12 protein-coding genes are annotated in these 15,333 nt (G+C 61.7%); all 12 read right to left on the reverse strand.

The window, feature by feature from the left end; translation table 11 throughout:
- Positions 1-21: 21 nt before the first annotated feature.
- Entirely contained in the window at positions 22-1,428 is a 1,407-nt protein-coding gene (locus JFT66_RS13350; protein ID WP_198859394.1) for a lipid II flippase MurJ, read from the reverse strand.
- The gene (locus tag JFT66_RS13355; RefSeq protein ID WP_198859395.1) at positions 1,428-2,249 is read right to left on the reverse strand and encodes an acyltransferase; all 822 of its coding nucleotides are present in this window, start codon (positions 2,247-2,249) and stop codon (positions 1,428-1,430) included. Before JFT66_RS13355 ends, JFT66_RS13350 begins: the two co-directional genes overlap by 1 nt.
- Positions 2,246-3,649, reverse strand: a complete 1,404-nt coding sequence (locus JFT66_RS13360; RefSeq protein ID WP_198859396.1) for an O-antigen ligase family protein — start codon at positions 3,647-3,649, stop codon at positions 2,246-2,248. Before JFT66_RS13360 ends, JFT66_RS13355 begins: the two co-directional genes overlap by 4 nt.
- Complete coding sequence (locus tag JFT66_RS13365) at positions 3,649-4,752, reverse strand: glycosyltransferase family 4 protein (protein ID WP_198859397.1); 1,104 nt, start codon at positions 4,750-4,752, stop codon at positions 3,649-3,651. The genes JFT66_RS13360 and JFT66_RS13365 overlap by 1 nt, the downstream gene beginning before the upstream one ends.
- A complete protein-coding gene (locus JFT66_RS13370) occupies positions 4,743-5,957 on the reverse strand; it encodes a glycosyltransferase family 4 protein (protein WP_198859398.1) in 1,215 nt (404 codons plus the stop codon). Before JFT66_RS13370 ends, JFT66_RS13365 begins: the two co-directional genes overlap by 10 nt.
- Before the next feature lie 22 nt (positions 5,958-5,979).
- Positions 5,980-7,320 carry a beta-xylosidase gene (locus JFT66_RS13375; protein WP_198859399.1) on the reverse strand — a complete coding sequence of 447 codons (1,341 nt, stop codon included), beginning with the start codon at positions 7,318-7,320 and terminating at the stop codon, positions 5,980-5,982.
- The gene (locus JFT66_RS13380) at positions 7,317-8,498 is read right to left on the reverse strand and encodes a glycosyltransferase (protein WP_198859400.1); all 1,182 of its coding nucleotides are present in this window, start codon (positions 8,496-8,498) and stop codon (positions 7,317-7,319) included. Before JFT66_RS13380 ends, JFT66_RS13375 begins: the two co-directional genes overlap by 4 nt.
- Positions 8,498-10,477: an exopolysaccharide transport family protein gene (locus JFT66_RS13385; RefSeq protein WP_034118978.1), complete on the reverse strand. Its 1,980-nt coding sequence runs from the start codon at positions 10,475-10,477 to the stop codon at positions 8,498-8,500. The genes JFT66_RS13380 and JFT66_RS13385 overlap by 1 nt, the downstream gene beginning before the upstream one ends.
- A gap of 76 nt (positions 10,478-10,553) precedes the next feature.
- Entirely contained in the window at positions 10,554-11,375 is an 822-nt protein-coding gene (locus JFT66_RS13390) for a polysaccharide biosynthesis/export family protein (protein WP_153838494.1), read from the reverse strand.
- Between the two features lie 6 nt (positions 11,376-11,381).
- Entirely contained in the window at positions 11,382-12,293 is a 912-nt protein-coding gene (locus tag JFT66_RS13395) for a glycosyltransferase family 2 protein (RefSeq protein ID WP_034118980.1), read from the reverse strand.
- A complete protein-coding gene (locus JFT66_RS13400; protein ID WP_198859401.1) occupies positions 12,293-13,753 on the reverse strand; it encodes a mannose-1-phosphate guanylyltransferase/mannose-6-phosphate isomerase in 1,461 nt (486 codons plus the stop codon). Before JFT66_RS13400 ends, JFT66_RS13395 begins: the two co-directional genes overlap by 1 nt.
- Positions 13,753-15,192, reverse strand: coding sequence for an undecaprenyl-phosphate glucose phosphotransferase (locus tag JFT66_RS13405; RefSeq protein ID WP_153872746.1), 1,440 nt, complete (start codon positions 15,190-15,192; stop codon positions 13,753-13,755). The genes JFT66_RS13400 and JFT66_RS13405 overlap by 1 nt, the downstream gene beginning before the upstream one ends.
- Positions 15,193-15,333 lie beyond the last annotated feature (141 nt).

Raw genomic sequence — 15,333 nt, forward strand, 5'->3', positions numbered from 1 at the left:
GGTTCTATAGGTGTGCGGACTTCACTGTTTCCACGGCTTGAACCACCCAGCCAATCCCCCCAATACCAATGCACCCGTCAAGGTGCTCAAGCCCAGTTGCCAGCCATCATTGTGCAGCGGGTGCAAGATGACCGCTGCAAAGCCCAGTAGTACAGCACTCAGCCCCCATTGCAGCGGCCAGCCAAGTTGCCCAAGCAATTGCTGGCGCTGCATCAGCAGCAGGTTGGTGACGACAACCCCGCCCAACGCCGCCAGTGCGATACCCGACAAGCCAAAAAAATACGGCAGCAGCACCAAGAGTGTGGCGTTGATCACACTGCCCAGCAGTTCGCACCGCAAGGGCAGACGCGTGTCGCCGCTGGCATAGGCGTAGCGGGCGAGCATGGCGTTCCAGGCGCCGAACACCAATGGCGTCGCGAACCAGGCAAGCAGTGCCGGCAGTGGGCCGTCGGCGCTTTGGGCGGGCATCAGCAGGTGAATCAGCACAGGGCTGGCGCCAATCAGGCCGAGGGCGGCAGGCAGGCTGAGCAGGGTCGCTGCATCGAGGCCCCGGCGTAGCAGGGCCAGGCGCTGTTGGCCTTGTTCGCCGCTCATCATGCCCAGCAGCACTTGGTTGAGACTCATCAGGGCGATCAATGGCAGGTTGATCAGTTTGCGTGCAAGGTTGACCCAAGTGACGGCGCCTTCCCCCAGGTAACTGGCGATCAATCGCTCGAGCAACGCCAGACCCTGGCTGGCGACATTGCTCGCCAACAATGGCCCGATGCGGCCCAGCAGTTCGCGGCCCGCCAGCGCATCGCCAGTGACCTGCCACGGCCGCCAGCCGAAGGACCAGACCGGCGCCAGCAACGGCAGGCACATCAACACACTGCCGGCAAAAAAACTCATGGCCAGTTCGGCGCTGTCGCTTGCGCTGCCACGGATAAACAGATACAGCACGGGCGGCAGGTTGAACAGTAAAGAGCCCAGCCCGGGCAGGACAAAACGTCGGCGTGCCTGCAATGGAATACTGAACAAACCATGCATTACCAGGCCCGGCGCACAGGCGGCCAGCCAGCGCAAGTTGGCGGCGGCTTCGGCATGGGCCGCAGCGTCCAGGCCGGGGCCGATCAGGCGCACCCACAGCGGCGCGCCCAGAGCCAGCACGGCAAACAGGCCCAGGCCCACGCCCAGCAGGCGTGGAGACAAGCTGGCCAGCCAGGCTTGCTGGCGTTGTGGGTCGCGTTGTTGATAGAGGGGCAGGGCGGCCGCTGCGAGCAAGCCGGCGGCCAGGGTCATGCGCAACGCCTCTGGCAAAAACACCGCCACCAGAAACCCATCACTGCGACCGCCTGCGCCCCAGGCCGCCACCAGCAGCCATTCGCGGGCAAAACCGGCCACCAGCCCGGCGAGGGTCGCCACGGTCAGCCAGAGGGTGCTGCCGAACATCAGTGGAACAGGGTGAACAGGCCCTTGCCACCCACCTTATAGTTCAGATCATGGCAACGTTCGGCCATGATTTTAGCGCCGGAACCGCCAATGATTTTGTAGGGGGCTACGGCTTTGGCCACCACGGTATTGGCGCTGATCACCGAGCCATGACCCAGGTGCGTGCCGTAGCCGATCAACGCACGGCTGCCGATCCAAACGTAGTCGTCGATGTAGATCGGCCCGGAAACCGACCAGAACTCCGGCGCTTGCAAATCATGACTGCCAGCGATGATCAGAACGTGAGAGGCAATCGCCACGTGGTTGCCAATCACCAGCCCGGCGCGGGCGTCCACCTGGCAGTGCCAGCCGATTACCGTATCGTCACCGACCACCAAATTGTGCATGCCCAACACTTCGGTGTTACGCCACAAACTTGAGCCCTTGCCGATCTTCGCGCCACCCAGGCGCAGCCAGGCAATGCGTACATGGTGGCTGGGGATCTTGTTGATCAGAATGTTGTAGGCCATGTCCCAGGCGTTGCGCCATCGGTCTTTGACGGTTGCCCAGTTTTTGCCGTAGCGCGGCAGTAGCTTGCACGGGATGTCCTGTTTCAGACGGTGGAACAGGCGGCGGGCCACCGGGTGCTCAATGGCGGCTTCCAGGTCGATGGAGCTTATCCAAAAACGCTTGTTATCTCCTTCGCCCTCTTCAAACACCACGTCATTGGCCAGGCACCAGTCCAGCGCCTCTTCCAGGTCTGGCAGGCTTACGCCTATTTCACCGGCCAGCGTTGGGAGGCGGTCGCGCAAGTCGGTGGAGTGAATTATCCGGTGCTTCATGGTTGGTTATCCTTTGGCGCAGTAACAGGAACAGTACCGGTAACGGTGGGGCGCAGACGCACCTGTTGCAGGCTCATGCCCATCAACAGCCAGAACAGCGCGATCAGTACAAAGGTGAAGCTGAAATAGTGGTCGAAAATCCCCGTCAACAGCGCTGCCATCACGCCGCAGATACACCCCAGCCATAGGGCGTTGTCGGCGGTGACCTTGCGCACCTGGCCCAGCGGCCGCACTTCCCGCCACCACAACACAGTGACGGTGATAAACAACAGCATCCCTGGAACGCCGACCTTGTAGATGAAGTTCAGCCACAGGTTGGAGATGCCCAACAGGTTGGTGCCGGGCACGGGCGGGTCGATCTTGAAGCCGATCCCCAGGGGGAATCTCGACATGGCGTCGGGGAACCTGGCGTACTCGTCGAAGCGGATTTCGGTGCTGGCGTTGGTGCTTGAAAAGATGGTCATCAAGCGGTCTTGCAACGGCGGATAGAACATCACCAGCGCAATTGCAAACGCCAGCCCGAGCCCGATGATGCGTCCGCTGTTAGGTACGCGCTTGTAGGTCAGCCAAATCAGGACCAGCGCCAGGGCGACGATGGCGCCACGGGAAATGCTCAGCAACAGGCCGGCGCACCCCAGCACCGCCACCGCCAGGCCCAGCGCGCGGCGCCAGCCGCTGCGGGTCCAGCCATAGAACAGCGCCAGTGGGATAAACAGCACCAGCACGCCACCGGTCAGGTTGGGGTGCACCCAGGGCGAGGCCATGCGCGTGTAGTTGGCGGAGAAAATATCCTTCACAGCTTCCGGGTGGGCGTACTTGAGGGTGGTGAGGATATCGATCATCGACATCGCGTTGCGCGTCTTCAGGAACATGAAAATCGACAGCAACAGCATCGCCAGGTTGCCCAGCAGCAGGGCGACCACCACCTTGTCGCGGTCGGCGTCGGTGCGCAGCAGCAACGGCACGATAAACAGCAACGACAGGTTCATCAGCCAGCGTACCCAGTTCACCGGCCCGTTGCCTTCAGCATGGATGATGACCATGCCCCAGATAAACGGAATAGTGCTGAACAGCATCAGCCACATCAGCGCGCGTTCGGTCGGACGCCACAGGATCAAGCCGCGGGTCTTGCCGATAAACGACTGCCAGAACACCCCGACCCAGGTCAGCCCCAGCACCGCTTCACTGATGGTGGTGCGGATGCCCAGTTCCAAGGTGGTGTAGGGAATGCTGGTGGCCAACACGGCGAAAATCAGCAAGCCCCACAGGGGAAAGCGGATCAGCGTCAAGGCCACGCCCATGCCGGCCACCACCAGCAGAACCTTTATCGGCGACAGGGCCAACAGCAAGCTGCCGAAGACCAGGCCCAGGAGCAGACTAACGAGTTTTCCTGGCAGCATCAGCGGTCCAATTCCTTGAGCAAAGTGTCCAGACGCGAGCGATAGGCGGGTTCGGCAAATTGTCGGGCCCAGGCGCGCTGCGTTTCGGCGTCTGCCGTGTTGCCTGCGGTTGCCAGTTGCTGCATGACGTTCTGCAATTGCCCGGCATCGTGTGGGTCGAAGCGCGGGGCGCCGGGCGGCGCGACTTCGTCCAGGGCGGAACCGCGTGCCACCGCTACCGGCGTGCCGACACTCAAGGCTTCCACCACCGGCAGGCCAAAGCCCTCGGCATAAGACGGCTGCCATAGACAGGCGGCATGACGGTAAAGGGCTTGCAGTTGGCCGTCCGATAAACCGCTGCACCAATGCAGGCCCGGCAGTTCGCCTAGGGCTGGCGGTACATCGCTGGCGTGGCCCACCAGAACCATGTCTGGTACGTCAGGGTTCACCGCGCGGCAGGCCTGCCATTGGCGCAGGAAAAACGCCATGTTCTTGCGCGGCTCCCGCGTGCCCACTACCAACCAGTAACGCGCCGGCAGGCTTGCTGGCAGAGGCTCTGGCGCTGCATTCAATTCGGGTACCAGGTTGCTCAACACCCGGAACTTCGCCCGGGCCCAGGGGAACACGCGGGCGGCTTCGTTGCAGGAAAACTGCGAAGGGCACCACACCCGATCCGCCTGCCACACCGACCAGGCAATCGAGGCGCCGTCGATCAAGCGATAGGCCAGGGCCTTGAGCCTGGAGCGATGGAAGTTACGGTGAGTCAGCTGAAACAGGTCGTGCAGCACCAGGACATAGCGGGTGCCGGCGGGCTTGCGGCACAGCGGCAAGCCCATATTGGCCGTGGCGATGTACAGGTCGACCTGCTGCTCGTGCAAGGCTTTGGGCAAAAACCTGCGCTCGAACCGCATTCGGACTTGCGGCCGTTGCAGACCATCCAGCGGGCTGGCCCAGGCTGGGCAAATTGCGGTCTGGCGTTGCGGGTGGTCCAGGGGGGCTTCGCTGAACAGCAGCACCTCGGTGTTGCCCCGTGCGCGCAGGGCCTGCTCCAGGGCCAGGAGCTGACGAGCGATGCCCGACGACGGCGCAACCGTGGCGGGGCGATAGTCCAGGGCTACGCGCATGGCTGAGGCTCCTTAGGGGTAAGCAGGGTGCGGTAGATGTGCTCCAGTTCGTTACCGGCCACCGCCCAGTCGTGATATTGACGTGCATAGTCGCGCGCCGCATCGGCCAGTTGCCGGGCCAGCGACGGTTCATCCAGCAGGCGCACGATGGCGTCAGCCAGGGCCTCGGTGCTTTCGCCCGCCAGGTAATGCGCCTGTGGCTGTACTGCCAACCCGGAGACGCCCTGCGCGGTGCTGACCAGCGGTAAGCCGGCGGCCATCGCCTCCAACACCTTGAGCTTGGAGCCGCCGCCATGGCGCAATGCGGCGACAAATCCGGCGCAGCGGCGTTGCAAGGCGCACAGGTCGGGAACAAATCCCAGCCACTCGATACGTTCATCCGGCCAACGGGTGCGCCAGTGTTCGGGCAAGCCGTAACCGGCTACCGCCAGGCGCGCATGCGGGCACTGCAGCCAGACCCTGGGGAAAATCTCCTCGGCCAGCCACTGCACGGCGTCCAGGTTCGGTGCGTATTCGTAGTTGCCGACAAACAACAGGCGCTGGCTTTGCGCATCGGCACTCACCTCGGCGAAGGCGCGGCTGTCGACCCCATTGACCACCACGCTCACCGGTGTCGAGGACAACGGCCGCATGGCCTGGGCGTCCGCCTCGGTCACCGCGATCACATGGGCTGCGCCATCGAACGCCTTGCGTTCCCATTGCCGGCAGCGCCATTGGTCGTACTGCACAAACGGCCCGGCCCACTTGGGGAAGCGGTCGTAAGTGGCGCCGCCGAGGCTCGATTCCAGGTTGTGTTCGGTCAGTACAAATTCACGCTGGCGCTGCTGCAAAGTACGCAGAAACGGCTGCAGACTGTAGCTGTGTTCCACCTGAATCACGTCCCAGTGTTCGTTCAGCAGTTGGGTAAAACGGGTCTGCAACGGTGCGGACAGACCGTTGACTGTGGTCAACAGCGGCCACGGTGCGAACACGCCACCGAGCAGGGTCAGCGGGTGTTTCAGCGGGCGGCGCGGCACCACGATCAAGCGTTCGAGTAACGGCTCAAGCGCTGCATGCACCGCGTCATCGGCCAGCGTCTTCGATTGCGCCAGCAGCGTGATGCGATGCCCGCGCTCACTCAAGGTGCGCAGCAAATGGTACTGCCGGGTCTTGCCGCCGCTGGTGGTCGGCCACGGCAGGTAGGGCACAATCCAGAGGATTCTCATGTGTCGCTCTCCATGCCCGGCACTACCACACCAGTATCTGCAAGCTCGGCTTCACCACTGGGCGAATGCCGTTGTCGTCACTCAGGGTCTGGCTGGTCCCGGTCAGCGGGTCCAGCAGTTCTGCACGTTTAACCCCTGGCAGGCTGATACTGCTGCCTTCGGCGCTCCAATACATCAACAGGTGCTTTCCGTCTGGGCGGGTCCAGGCCACGCTGTAGAAGGTGTCCGGTATATCTTTGAGCTGCGGCGTCGCGCCTGGTTGAAGCGTGGGGCCGGTGATCTCGAGGAAGCGGGCGAGGGCGGTGTACACCGGCTTCGGTTCGCCGTCGAGGTTCAGCAGGCCGTAATGCTGGTCCCGCGCCGAGGCGCGTTGGTCGAGGTCGGACAGGGCGAACAGGAAAATCTTCTGGTAGTCCTGGGACGCCATCAAGGCCAGGCGGCGCAAGGTGTAATCGGCCTGCCCATCGATACCGATCAGGTCCTGCATCTCCTTGGGGCCGGCATAGCTGGACCAGCCCCATTCAGTGGCCCATACCTGCTTGATCCCGGCGCCGTGCAGCATTGCATTGAGTTGATCGCCGCGCAGCAGCACTTCGTTCTTGCCCGGCTCATCGGTTTCCGGGGTCATCGAATAGGGGTGATAGGCCGCGACCATGCCCAGGTTTTGCACGCCCAGCGCGCCGAGTGCTTCAAACATCAGGGTTTTGCCACGGCGCGGCATTTGGCTGTAGTACGCCATGCCGCCCATGACCTGCAGTTTGCCGGGCGCGGCACTATTCAAGGCTTGGTGACTGGCCAATAACAATTGGCCGTACTCCTTGGCGTTGACGTTGGGGCGCCAGTTGTTCGGCAGGTTCTGTTCGTTCCACACCTGCCAGGCATCAATATTGGGGTAGCGTTTGGCCAGGAGCGCCAGGCGCATGGCATAGACTTCGACGTCCCGTGGTCGATACTGATCCTGGAACGGCGCGCCCTTGGGGGCGGTGGTGATAAAGGGCGCCGAGCCCACCAGGTAAAACACCGAACGGATTTTTTCGGCAGTCAGGGTGCGGTCCAGTTCATCGAACGTGCTGAGCTGATAACCGTCCTCCTTGGGCTCCAGGCGATCCCAGTGCAAGTCGACCCGCACCCATTCCAATCCAAGCTTCTGATATTGGTTGATCTGCTTGCGGTACTGCTCGGGTTTGAACCACAGAAAGTGCGCGTTCACGCCCAGAAAGTCTTTCCAGACTACGGTGCGCTCCGGCGCCAGGTTCACCGGTTGCGCATCGACGTTTTCACTCAACAGCAGAGCGCCACCGATGGCGATTGACAGCACCAGCGGCAGATAGCGCCACATGGGGCGAACGGATGAAATGTTCATCGCAACGGCTCCTTACAAGCATCCCGAAATAATTCGGCAAAACGTTGGGCCGTGTTGGCCCACTGGCGCTGGCGGCCGATTTCCCCCGCTTGAGCGGCCCATTGCTGGGCCTGTTGCGGGTCGAGAATCAAGCGGTTCAAGGCGTTGCTCAAGGAATCTATGTCGCCCTGCTGATAGGTGATGCCATTGCCGCCGGCCACCTCTTCGGCAAAGGCACGGGCGTTGGAGGTGATCACCCCGCGCCCGCAGGCATTAGCCCACGACAGCGCGCCACTGGTGCCACGCATCTGCCCTAGAAAGCCGAGTTTTTTCGATTCACGGTAGGGCAGTACCATCACGTGGTGCGCCTGGATCGTAGGGGATATCTGGGTCGATGGCAGGTCGAGTTGCCAGTCCACCACATCCTCCAGGTGCAGCGCGCTGATCTGTTGGCGCAGGCCATCGAGGTAGTTACCCGCCGGGTCAAAGGTCATTTCCGGGGCGGTGCCACCGGCCAGGGTCAGGCGTACCTGGCCGCGGCATTGAGGGTGGGCGGCCAGTGACTGGGCCAGGGCCTGGAGCAGGTCCTCAATGCCCTTGCCGCGATAGATAAAGCCGAAATACAGCAGACGTAACGGCGCAAGCGGCGGCAACGCCTGGGGCGCGATGGGCAGGTTGCCGTGGGCAATCACGGCCAGTTGTTCCGGGCGCAGGCCCATGCGTTGGCGCAGGCAGTCGCCGCCCAGGCGGGTGAGGGTGATCAGGCGACGCATGCCTTTGGCCAGGCGCCGTTCTTCGTGCAAGGTCAGCGGGTCGGCCAGCAGCGCCGCCGCCTGGGGCAGCGGGTGGGGCAGGTGTTCGAGCAGGGTCAAGGGGAAAAACAGCTTGGCCCGACGCCAGATCAGGCGCTCCGGATCATGAACCGTGGCGGTCAGAGGCAGGTGCGGTTGCGCCCGGCGCAGGTAGTTCAGCGCCTGGAACTCGCCGAAACGCCCACCGCCCAATTCGCCATGGACCAGGTCCACATCGCTCCAGTCAAAGGCCTGCAGGCGCCGCAACTGTTCAGGCAGGTCCTGGCAGCCCTCAAGAGGGGTCACCACCTCAAGGCCCAGTTCGATCAACGCAGTGCGCAGGTGCGCGGCGTAATCAGCGATCCCGGTTTGCTCCGGTGGCAGGGGGGCCAGCAGCGCGATACGCATCAGGCCGCCCCGCGCCAGCTGTTGATTCGCGCCAGGACCTTGGCCGGCACTTCAAAGCGGCGGCGGTTGAGGATCATGCCGTCCACTTTGCCGAATGCGGTGGTCAGCAGCGACACGGCATTTTCGAGGGTCGGTACGGTGCTGGTGCGGGCCTCGATCACCAGCACGATCTGGTCGGCGCGGCGCAGAATCAGGAAGGCCTGCGGGTTGGACGACAGGGCAGAAGCGTCCAGCAGCAGCACTTCACCCGGCGTTGGCGCGTGCGCACCATTGACCGAGACGCGGTGGCCACGCTCCTCCAGCAGGCGCTTGAGCTGCTCGACGATAAACGTCACGCCCTCGCCATGCCGCGCCGAGGTCAGGCCCAGGGCAAAGCCTTCAGTGGCGATGCGCTCCAGGGGAAGCAGGCTGTACAGGCGGTAGAGGCTGGCGGTGACGGCTGCCGGCGTTGCGTCCTGCACATCGGGGATGCTGCTCCACAGCGGCACATGGAACATCTCCTGCAACCGTGTGCCATCGTGGATACGTTGGTCCAGCAGGTACAGCACATAGATGGTCAAAAAGCCCACGGCCACGCCGGCAGGAATGGCGAACAGCAGAATCAGCAAGCTCTTGGGAAACACGCGTGCCGGGTTCAGGGTGGCGTGTTCGATCAGGGCGATGTTGCTGATCTGACTGTTATCCAGTTCGTAGTCGATTCGCGCCTGTTCGAGGTTCTCCGAATACAAGGCGTAGCTCTTTTCGGCCGTGCGCAGTTGTTGGCTCAGCTTGTTGAGCTCCGGCTCATCGGTCATTGCCTTGTCACGCTGGGCACGCAGCTCGGCAAGGGTCTTGTCGTAGTTCTCGATTTCCCCGGCCAGTTTGCGCTCTTGCAACTGCGCGTCGATCATCTGCTGTTTGACGTTGATCACCAGGCTGTTGGGCGCAGTGTTTTGCGAGCGTTCCAGGCGTGTGGCCTCCTGGGCGCTGAGTGCTTCCATATCGCGGATGTTCTGCTCGATCTGGTTGACCTGAGGCGTGCCCGGCAAGTAGGTGCGCAACAGGCGTGCCCGCTCCACTTGCAGCGCATTGAGCTGACGCTTGAGGTCGAGTTGGGTGGGGTTGAGGCTGGTTTCACGCATCGTGACCACGTCCGCCGGCTGGCTCTTGATCTGCTGGCTGGCGTTGGCCAGGAGGCTGCGAATCCCCGAGATCTGGTTTTGTGCGCTGACCTTGGCGTCGGTGACGCGGTCGATCTGGCTGGTCAGGTTCTTCAGGCGCGCATCGACACTGATCGAGTCGATCTGCTTCAAGCGGCCTTGGAGTTGGTCCTTCAGACTCTGGATGTTATCTGCAACCTTGCTGCGTTCGGTTTCATAGAAAGTGTGCAGGCTCTTGCGTCCGAGAATCCGCGCACGTTCCTCAAGGTAGGCGTTGACCCATTCCTCGACGATTTTTTGTGCAACTGCCGGGTCGTCCCAGGTGAAAGAAATTTCAATCACCGAAGAGCCCGGCTCGTGACCGGCTGTGAAGTTTTTTTCCAGTGAGGTCGCCAAGCGCTCCAGCGGGCTTTGTTTCTCGGCCAGGCCGATGAACTGCAACACACTCCGCACGCCATTGATGACTTCGCCAACGCCCTTCTTGATGTAGAACTTGGTGACCTTCCAGAAGCCTTGCGGCGGTTCGGCGGTCATCGCCATATAGCGCTCGGCAACGATATGCACGATAGGCCGGCCCGTGAGCATTTTTTCTTCGTCGACAATCGGGTCGTGCTGGGTGCTCGGGGCAACTAGCGTCTGGCGGTTGGCGGCCTCGATCGGCAACGTGGTGTTATCCCGCCCCGGCTTGACCAGCAAGCGTGCGTCGGACTCGTAGCGAGCCGGCAACAGGAAGGCACCCAGCACGGCGACGACGATGGTCGTGATCACTGCCAGTTTGAATTCGCGGCGATAGATGAAAAACAGCCGCAGCAGGTCGCGAAGAGAGCGGATTTCGATCACAGGATCACTCCATTGAATATGGGGTTTACGAAAGACGGGAACGGTTGGTTCGAGTGATACGACGCCCGCTTCATAATCATTGGCCTGCGTTGATGGTTGGGTTGTTGTAGATGGTGTTGCCGCTATTTTTTACGTCACTCTTGTTCAGGTCGTAGTTCAAGCCGATGCCAATCCCTTTGTTGATCGGAAACAGCCGCGTGAAATACATATCCACGGCCTCCACCGTCGCGCCGATGCCCGACTGCGGAACAAAGATCAAGTCGCCGCGCTGCAAGGCCACCCGCGGGTGATTGGGGTTGGTCAGCATGCTTTCCAGGCTGATGAAGTAGGTCCTGTACTTGCCATCCGGGCCGGTGCGCATCAAGGCCACATTGGAGGCATCCGCCGAGGCCAGCACACCACCGGAACTGAGCAGCGCCTGCTCGACGCTGACGTTGCCGGCCAGGTCGAAGAACGCCGGGTTAGGCACCGCACCGCCGATAAACACCTTGTTGCTCGGCGCGCTGGCGATGTTCACCGTGACTGCCGGTTCGCGGTAGATGCGCTTGTACTTCTCGGTAATTTCTTTGCCCAGGTCTTCGGGCGTGCGCAAGGCCGCCTTGACGCGGCCAATATTGGGTACCGAGATCACGCCATCGGGGCGCACGACGAACACGCTCATGTCATCGGCTGCCGCCGGTTCCTGGGCATCACGCACGATACGCAGCGAGTCGCCGCTCTGGATCAGCACTTGCGGCGGTGGCAGGTCAGCCAGGGTCAGCGCCGCTTGATGGCCGGCCTTGAGCGTATCGTTATCAGGAAGCGGTACCCGCGCGGGGGTCGAACAGCCAGTCAGCCAGATCGAGGCACTCAAGAGGCCGAGCAGGGTAAGACGGGAACGTCGGTTGATAGTCTTCATGACGGCTCAAGTCCAGTAGGTGGAAAACATGCCCAGGCGCCGTTTAAGCGAGTTGGGCAAGTAGCGTTCAAGGTGGCCGAGGCGATAACCCAGCAATTTAAAGGCGCTGCGCACGACCACTTCGGGGGCGCGGTGCAGCGCGTTGGCCTCGCGCAACGCGCGTAATTCGGCCAATACATAACGTTTGCCTTCGCCGCCGGCGTCGCCAAACGCTTGGCGAATCCACGGCTCGCGACCGTAGAACACACCGATATCGAAGTAGCGGTGAAACTCTTCCAGCAAGCGGTAATCGTGTGAGTGATAAACCTGCGCACTGGCGGCGTAGCGCACCTGGTAGCCGGCTAGCAGCATGCGTGCGGCGACGTAGGCGTCTTCGCTGCCAATCACATCCTGGGGAAAGCCGTCCACCGCGTGCAGGGCGCTGCGCCGGTACACCGAAAACGAATCGGAGCTGAAGCAGGTCTTGATCCCCAAGTGCGGTGCATCGGCCAGGCTTTTGCTGCGGCTGGCCGCCGGGTAATTGAAGTGTCGCGATTGTGCCCCCAGCACCCCTGCGCCGGGGTGCGGCAGTTGTCGGCCATAGGCCACGCCATTGAGCGGGTCCAGTTGCAGTTCGCTGATCAGGTTGGCGAAGGTCTCGGCTGTGGCGGGGATCGCGTCCTGGGTCATGACGATCAAAGCGTCGCCACCCACCTGCTCACTGGCCCAGCGCCGGGTGCCGCCGTGGTTGAAGTCACGCGCATCAATCACCTCCACACGCGCGCCAAACTCGCGAAAGCGCGCCACCGTGTCATCGCTCGACGCGCTGTCGACCACCAGCATCTCGTCCGGTTGCAAGGTCTGCATGCGCAGGGCAGGTAGCAGGCGGTCCAGATGGCTGGCCGCGTTGCGGGTGGGGATGATCAAAGACGTACGCATCAGGGTTTGCCTTCCACCGGCGCACGGCCGTAGATGTCGTCATAGCGCACGATGTCGTCTTCACCCAGATACTCACCGCTCTGTACCTCGATCATCACCAGGTCGATGATGCCGGGGTTGGTCAGGCGGTGCTTGTGCCCGGCGGGAATGTACGTGGACTCGTTCATGTTGAGCAGGATCTCCTGCTCGCCATTGGTGATCATCGCCGCGCCGCTGACCACTACCCAATGCTCGCTGCGGTGATGGTGCATTTGCAGGGACAGCGAGCCTTTAGGCTTGACCACAATGCGTTTGATTTTGAACCGCGTGCTTTCTTCCAGCACCGTGTAGGTGCCCCAGGGGCGGGTGACGGTGCGATGCAGGCTGAACGCCGGGTGATTCTGGCGCTTGAGTTCGGCGACGATATACCGCACGTCCTGGCTGCGGTGGGCGTCGGCAATCAGCAGTGCGTCCGGGGTGTCGACGATGATCAGGTCACGCACGCCCACTGCACCCAGTACACGCTTGGGCGAGTCGATATAGCAGTTATGGACGTCGTGCAGGATCGCCTCGCCATTGATCTGGTTGCCATTGTCGTCACTGGGCGTCAGTTGGCGCAGGGCTTCCCAGGAGCCGATATCGCTCCAGCCAATGTCGCAGGGCACGACTGCGACCTGTGCGGATTTTTCCATCAAGGCCACGTCGATGGAGATATCCGGCGCGGTGCCGAAACCTTCCGGGCTCAGTTCGCGCTGGCGACTGCTGCTGTTTTGCAGGCTCTGGCTGTGCTCCAGTGCGGCCTTGGCCGCGTCCAGGACGGCCGGGGCGTGGCGGGCCAATTCGTCCAGCACGGTGGCAGCCTTGAAGCAGAACATTCCGGCATTCCACAGGTGCTTGCCGCCGTCCAGATAACCTTGGGCGGTGGCCTGGTCGGGCTTTTCGACAAAGCGCTGGACCTGGAACCCAACACCCAAAGCCGCGCCTTGTTCGATATAGCCAAAGCCGGTTTCCGCTCGGTCAGGCTGGATGCCAAAGGTCACCAGGTAACCGGCCTCGGCCAGTGCGCGGGCTTTCTCTACCGCTTGGGCAAAGGCGCTTTCATCGAGGATCAGGTGGTCGGCGGGCATCACCAGCAACTGTGCGTCTGCGCCGAAATGTTCCTGCACATGCAAGGCGGCCACGGCGATGGCGGCGGCGGTGTTACGGCCAAAGGGTTCCAACAGCAAGTCGAGGGCCAATCGCTGGGTGTTCACCGCGCGGTAGTCATCGAGGGTGCGAAACAGCAGGTCGCGGTTGGTCACCGTCAGAATGCTGTCCACTCCGGGCAAGTGACTGGCCCGCAGGAAGGTCTTCTGCAACAGGCTCTGATCATCGCGCATGCGCATGAAGGGCTTGGGCATGTTCTGCCGCGAAACCGGCCACAGCCGCGTACCCGAACCACCGGAGATGATGCAGGGAATCAATCCGTTAAGTGGGTTCATCAATAGACTTCCTTGGTGGAAAGGACGGCAGGAACCGTCATGAAAACGATGTACAAATCCAGCCACACCGACCATTTGGCGATGTATTCCAGGTCGTATTCGACCCGTTTCTTAATCTTGAACAGTGTGTCGGTCTCGCCGCGGTAGCCATTGATCTGCGCCCAGCCGGTGATGCCCGGCTTGACCCGGTGGCGCGAGCTGTATTCGCTGACCGCTTCCTCGAAAGGAATCCCGGCGGCCTTGGTGGCCGTGGCGTGGGGGCGCGGGCCGACCATCGACATATTGCCCAGCAACACGTTGAACAGTTGTGGCAGCTCATCGATGCTGGTCTTGCGGATGATCCTGCCTACCCGGGTGATGCGTGGGTCCAGGCGCGTGGTCTGGTTCTCGGCGTTGAGGTCGGTCTGGTCGACGTACATCGAGCGGAACTTGAACACGCGGATCAGGTTGTCGTTGTAGCCATAGCGTTTCTGGCGAAACAGCACCGGGCCCTTGGAATCGAGTTTGATCGCGATGGCGGTCACCAGCATCAGCGGTGACAGCAGCAGCAGGCCCATGCTGGCCAGTAGCAAGTCTTCGCAACGCTTGATAAAGGGCGACCAGCCGCGCAGTGGCAACTGCGAGGTGTTGAACATCAGGATGCCGCCCACATCGGTGATGCGGTTATGGCCATAGCGCAAGGCGGCCATTTCCGGCACCAGCATGACGTTCACCGACATTTGCCGCAGGCGCTTGACCAGCCCGTTGATGCGCTGCTCGGCGGCCCAGGGCAGGGTGATCATGACCTGGTTGACCTGTTCGGAGCGGATCAGCTTTTCCAGGTCGCGGGTATTGCCCAGCAAGGGCAGGCGGCTCAATTCCTTGGGAATGCGCTCGGTACGGTCGTCGATAAAACCGATCAGGCCGGAGCGGATATCACTGTTGCGCGACAGGTGTTCGGCCACATGGACCGCTGTCTCGGTAAAGCCGAGGATCACCGTGCGCTGGAGAAATTTGCCGTTCTTCATCAAATGGCGGTACAGGCGCAGCATCAATATCCGCTCCACGCCGAACAGCACCAGGCTCATGGAAAACCAGGCCACCAGATTGCGCGGGCTCAACTGCGGGAACAGCAGCAGGATCTGGTACATGAACAGCAGGATGCAAAACGCCGAGATCCAGGCCACCAGCATCACTCGAAAACGCAGGCGATTGCTGAACAGATCCTCGGAGTACACCCCCAGGGCCTGGAACAGGATGATGGTCAGCAGCGCAAAGAATACCAGCAGGCCCAGGTAGTGGTTACGCATGTGCTCGGCGACTGGGTCCGGGTAGAACAACAGGAGAATCGCCGGCAACACTGCAGTCAGGCCATGGATCAATTTTACGAAAACAACAAAAAACTCAACGAAACCGGGACGAGTCAAAAACAGGCTATCGACCGACGATTTACCGCGCATAAATCAGATCCTCAATACACCACCAGAACGTTCCTATTCGTTTGCTCATCCATAAGGCAGGCTTGCTTTACAAGTGGTGCAAATCGAACGACTGCTGTTGCTGGGTAATACGTAATGCCTGTCTAGACGCAGGAATTTACC

Source organism: Pseudomonas sp. MF6755 (genome assembly GCF_016405635.1).
Lineage (GTDB): Bacteria > Pseudomonadota > Gammaproteobacteria > Pseudomonadales > Pseudomonadaceae > Aquipseudomonas > Aquipseudomonas haemolytica.

Coding starts and splice junctions, on each gene's coding strand:
- JFT66_RS13370 (WP_198859398.1), bottom strand. CDS start 5,957: ATGAGAATCCTCTGGATTGTGCCCTACCTGCCGTGGCCGACCACCAGC.
- JFT66_RS13350 (WP_198859394.1), bottom strand. CDS start 1,428: ATGTTCGGCAGCACCCTCTGGCTGACCGTGGCGACCCTCGCCGGGCTG.
- JFT66_RS13390 (WP_153838494.1), bottom strand. CDS start 11,375: ATGAAGACTATCAACCGACGTTCCCGTCTTACCCTGCTCGGCCTCTTG.
- JFT66_RS13375 (WP_198859399.1), bottom strand. CDS start 7,320: ATGAACATTTCATCCGTTCGCCCCATGTGGCGCTATCTGCCGCTGGTG.
- JFT66_RS13400 (WP_198859401.1), bottom strand. CDS start 13,753: ATGAACCCACTTAACGGATTGATTCCCTGCATCATCTCCGGTGGTTCG.
- JFT66_RS13380 (WP_198859400.1), bottom strand. CDS start 8,498: ATGCGTATCGCGCTGCTGGCCCCCCTGCCACCGGAGCAAACCGGGATC.
- JFT66_RS13405 (WP_153872746.1), bottom strand. CDS start 15,192: ATGCGCGGTAAATCGTCGGTCGATAGCCTGTTTTTGACTCGTCCCGGT.
- JFT66_RS13355 (WP_198859395.1), bottom strand. CDS start 2,249: ATGAAGCACCGGATAATTCACTCCACCGACTTGCGCGACCGCCTCCCA.
- JFT66_RS13360 (WP_198859396.1), bottom strand. CDS start 3,649: ATGCTGCCAGGAAAACTCGTTAGTCTGCTCCTGGGCCTGGTCTTCGGC.
- JFT66_RS13365 (WP_198859397.1), bottom strand. CDS start 4,752: ATGCGCGTAGCCCTGGACTATCGCCCCGCCACGGTTGCGCCGTCGTCG.
- JFT66_RS13395 (WP_034118980.1), bottom strand. CDS start 12,293: ATGCGTACGTCTTTGATCATCCCCACCCGCAACGCGGCCAGCCATCTG.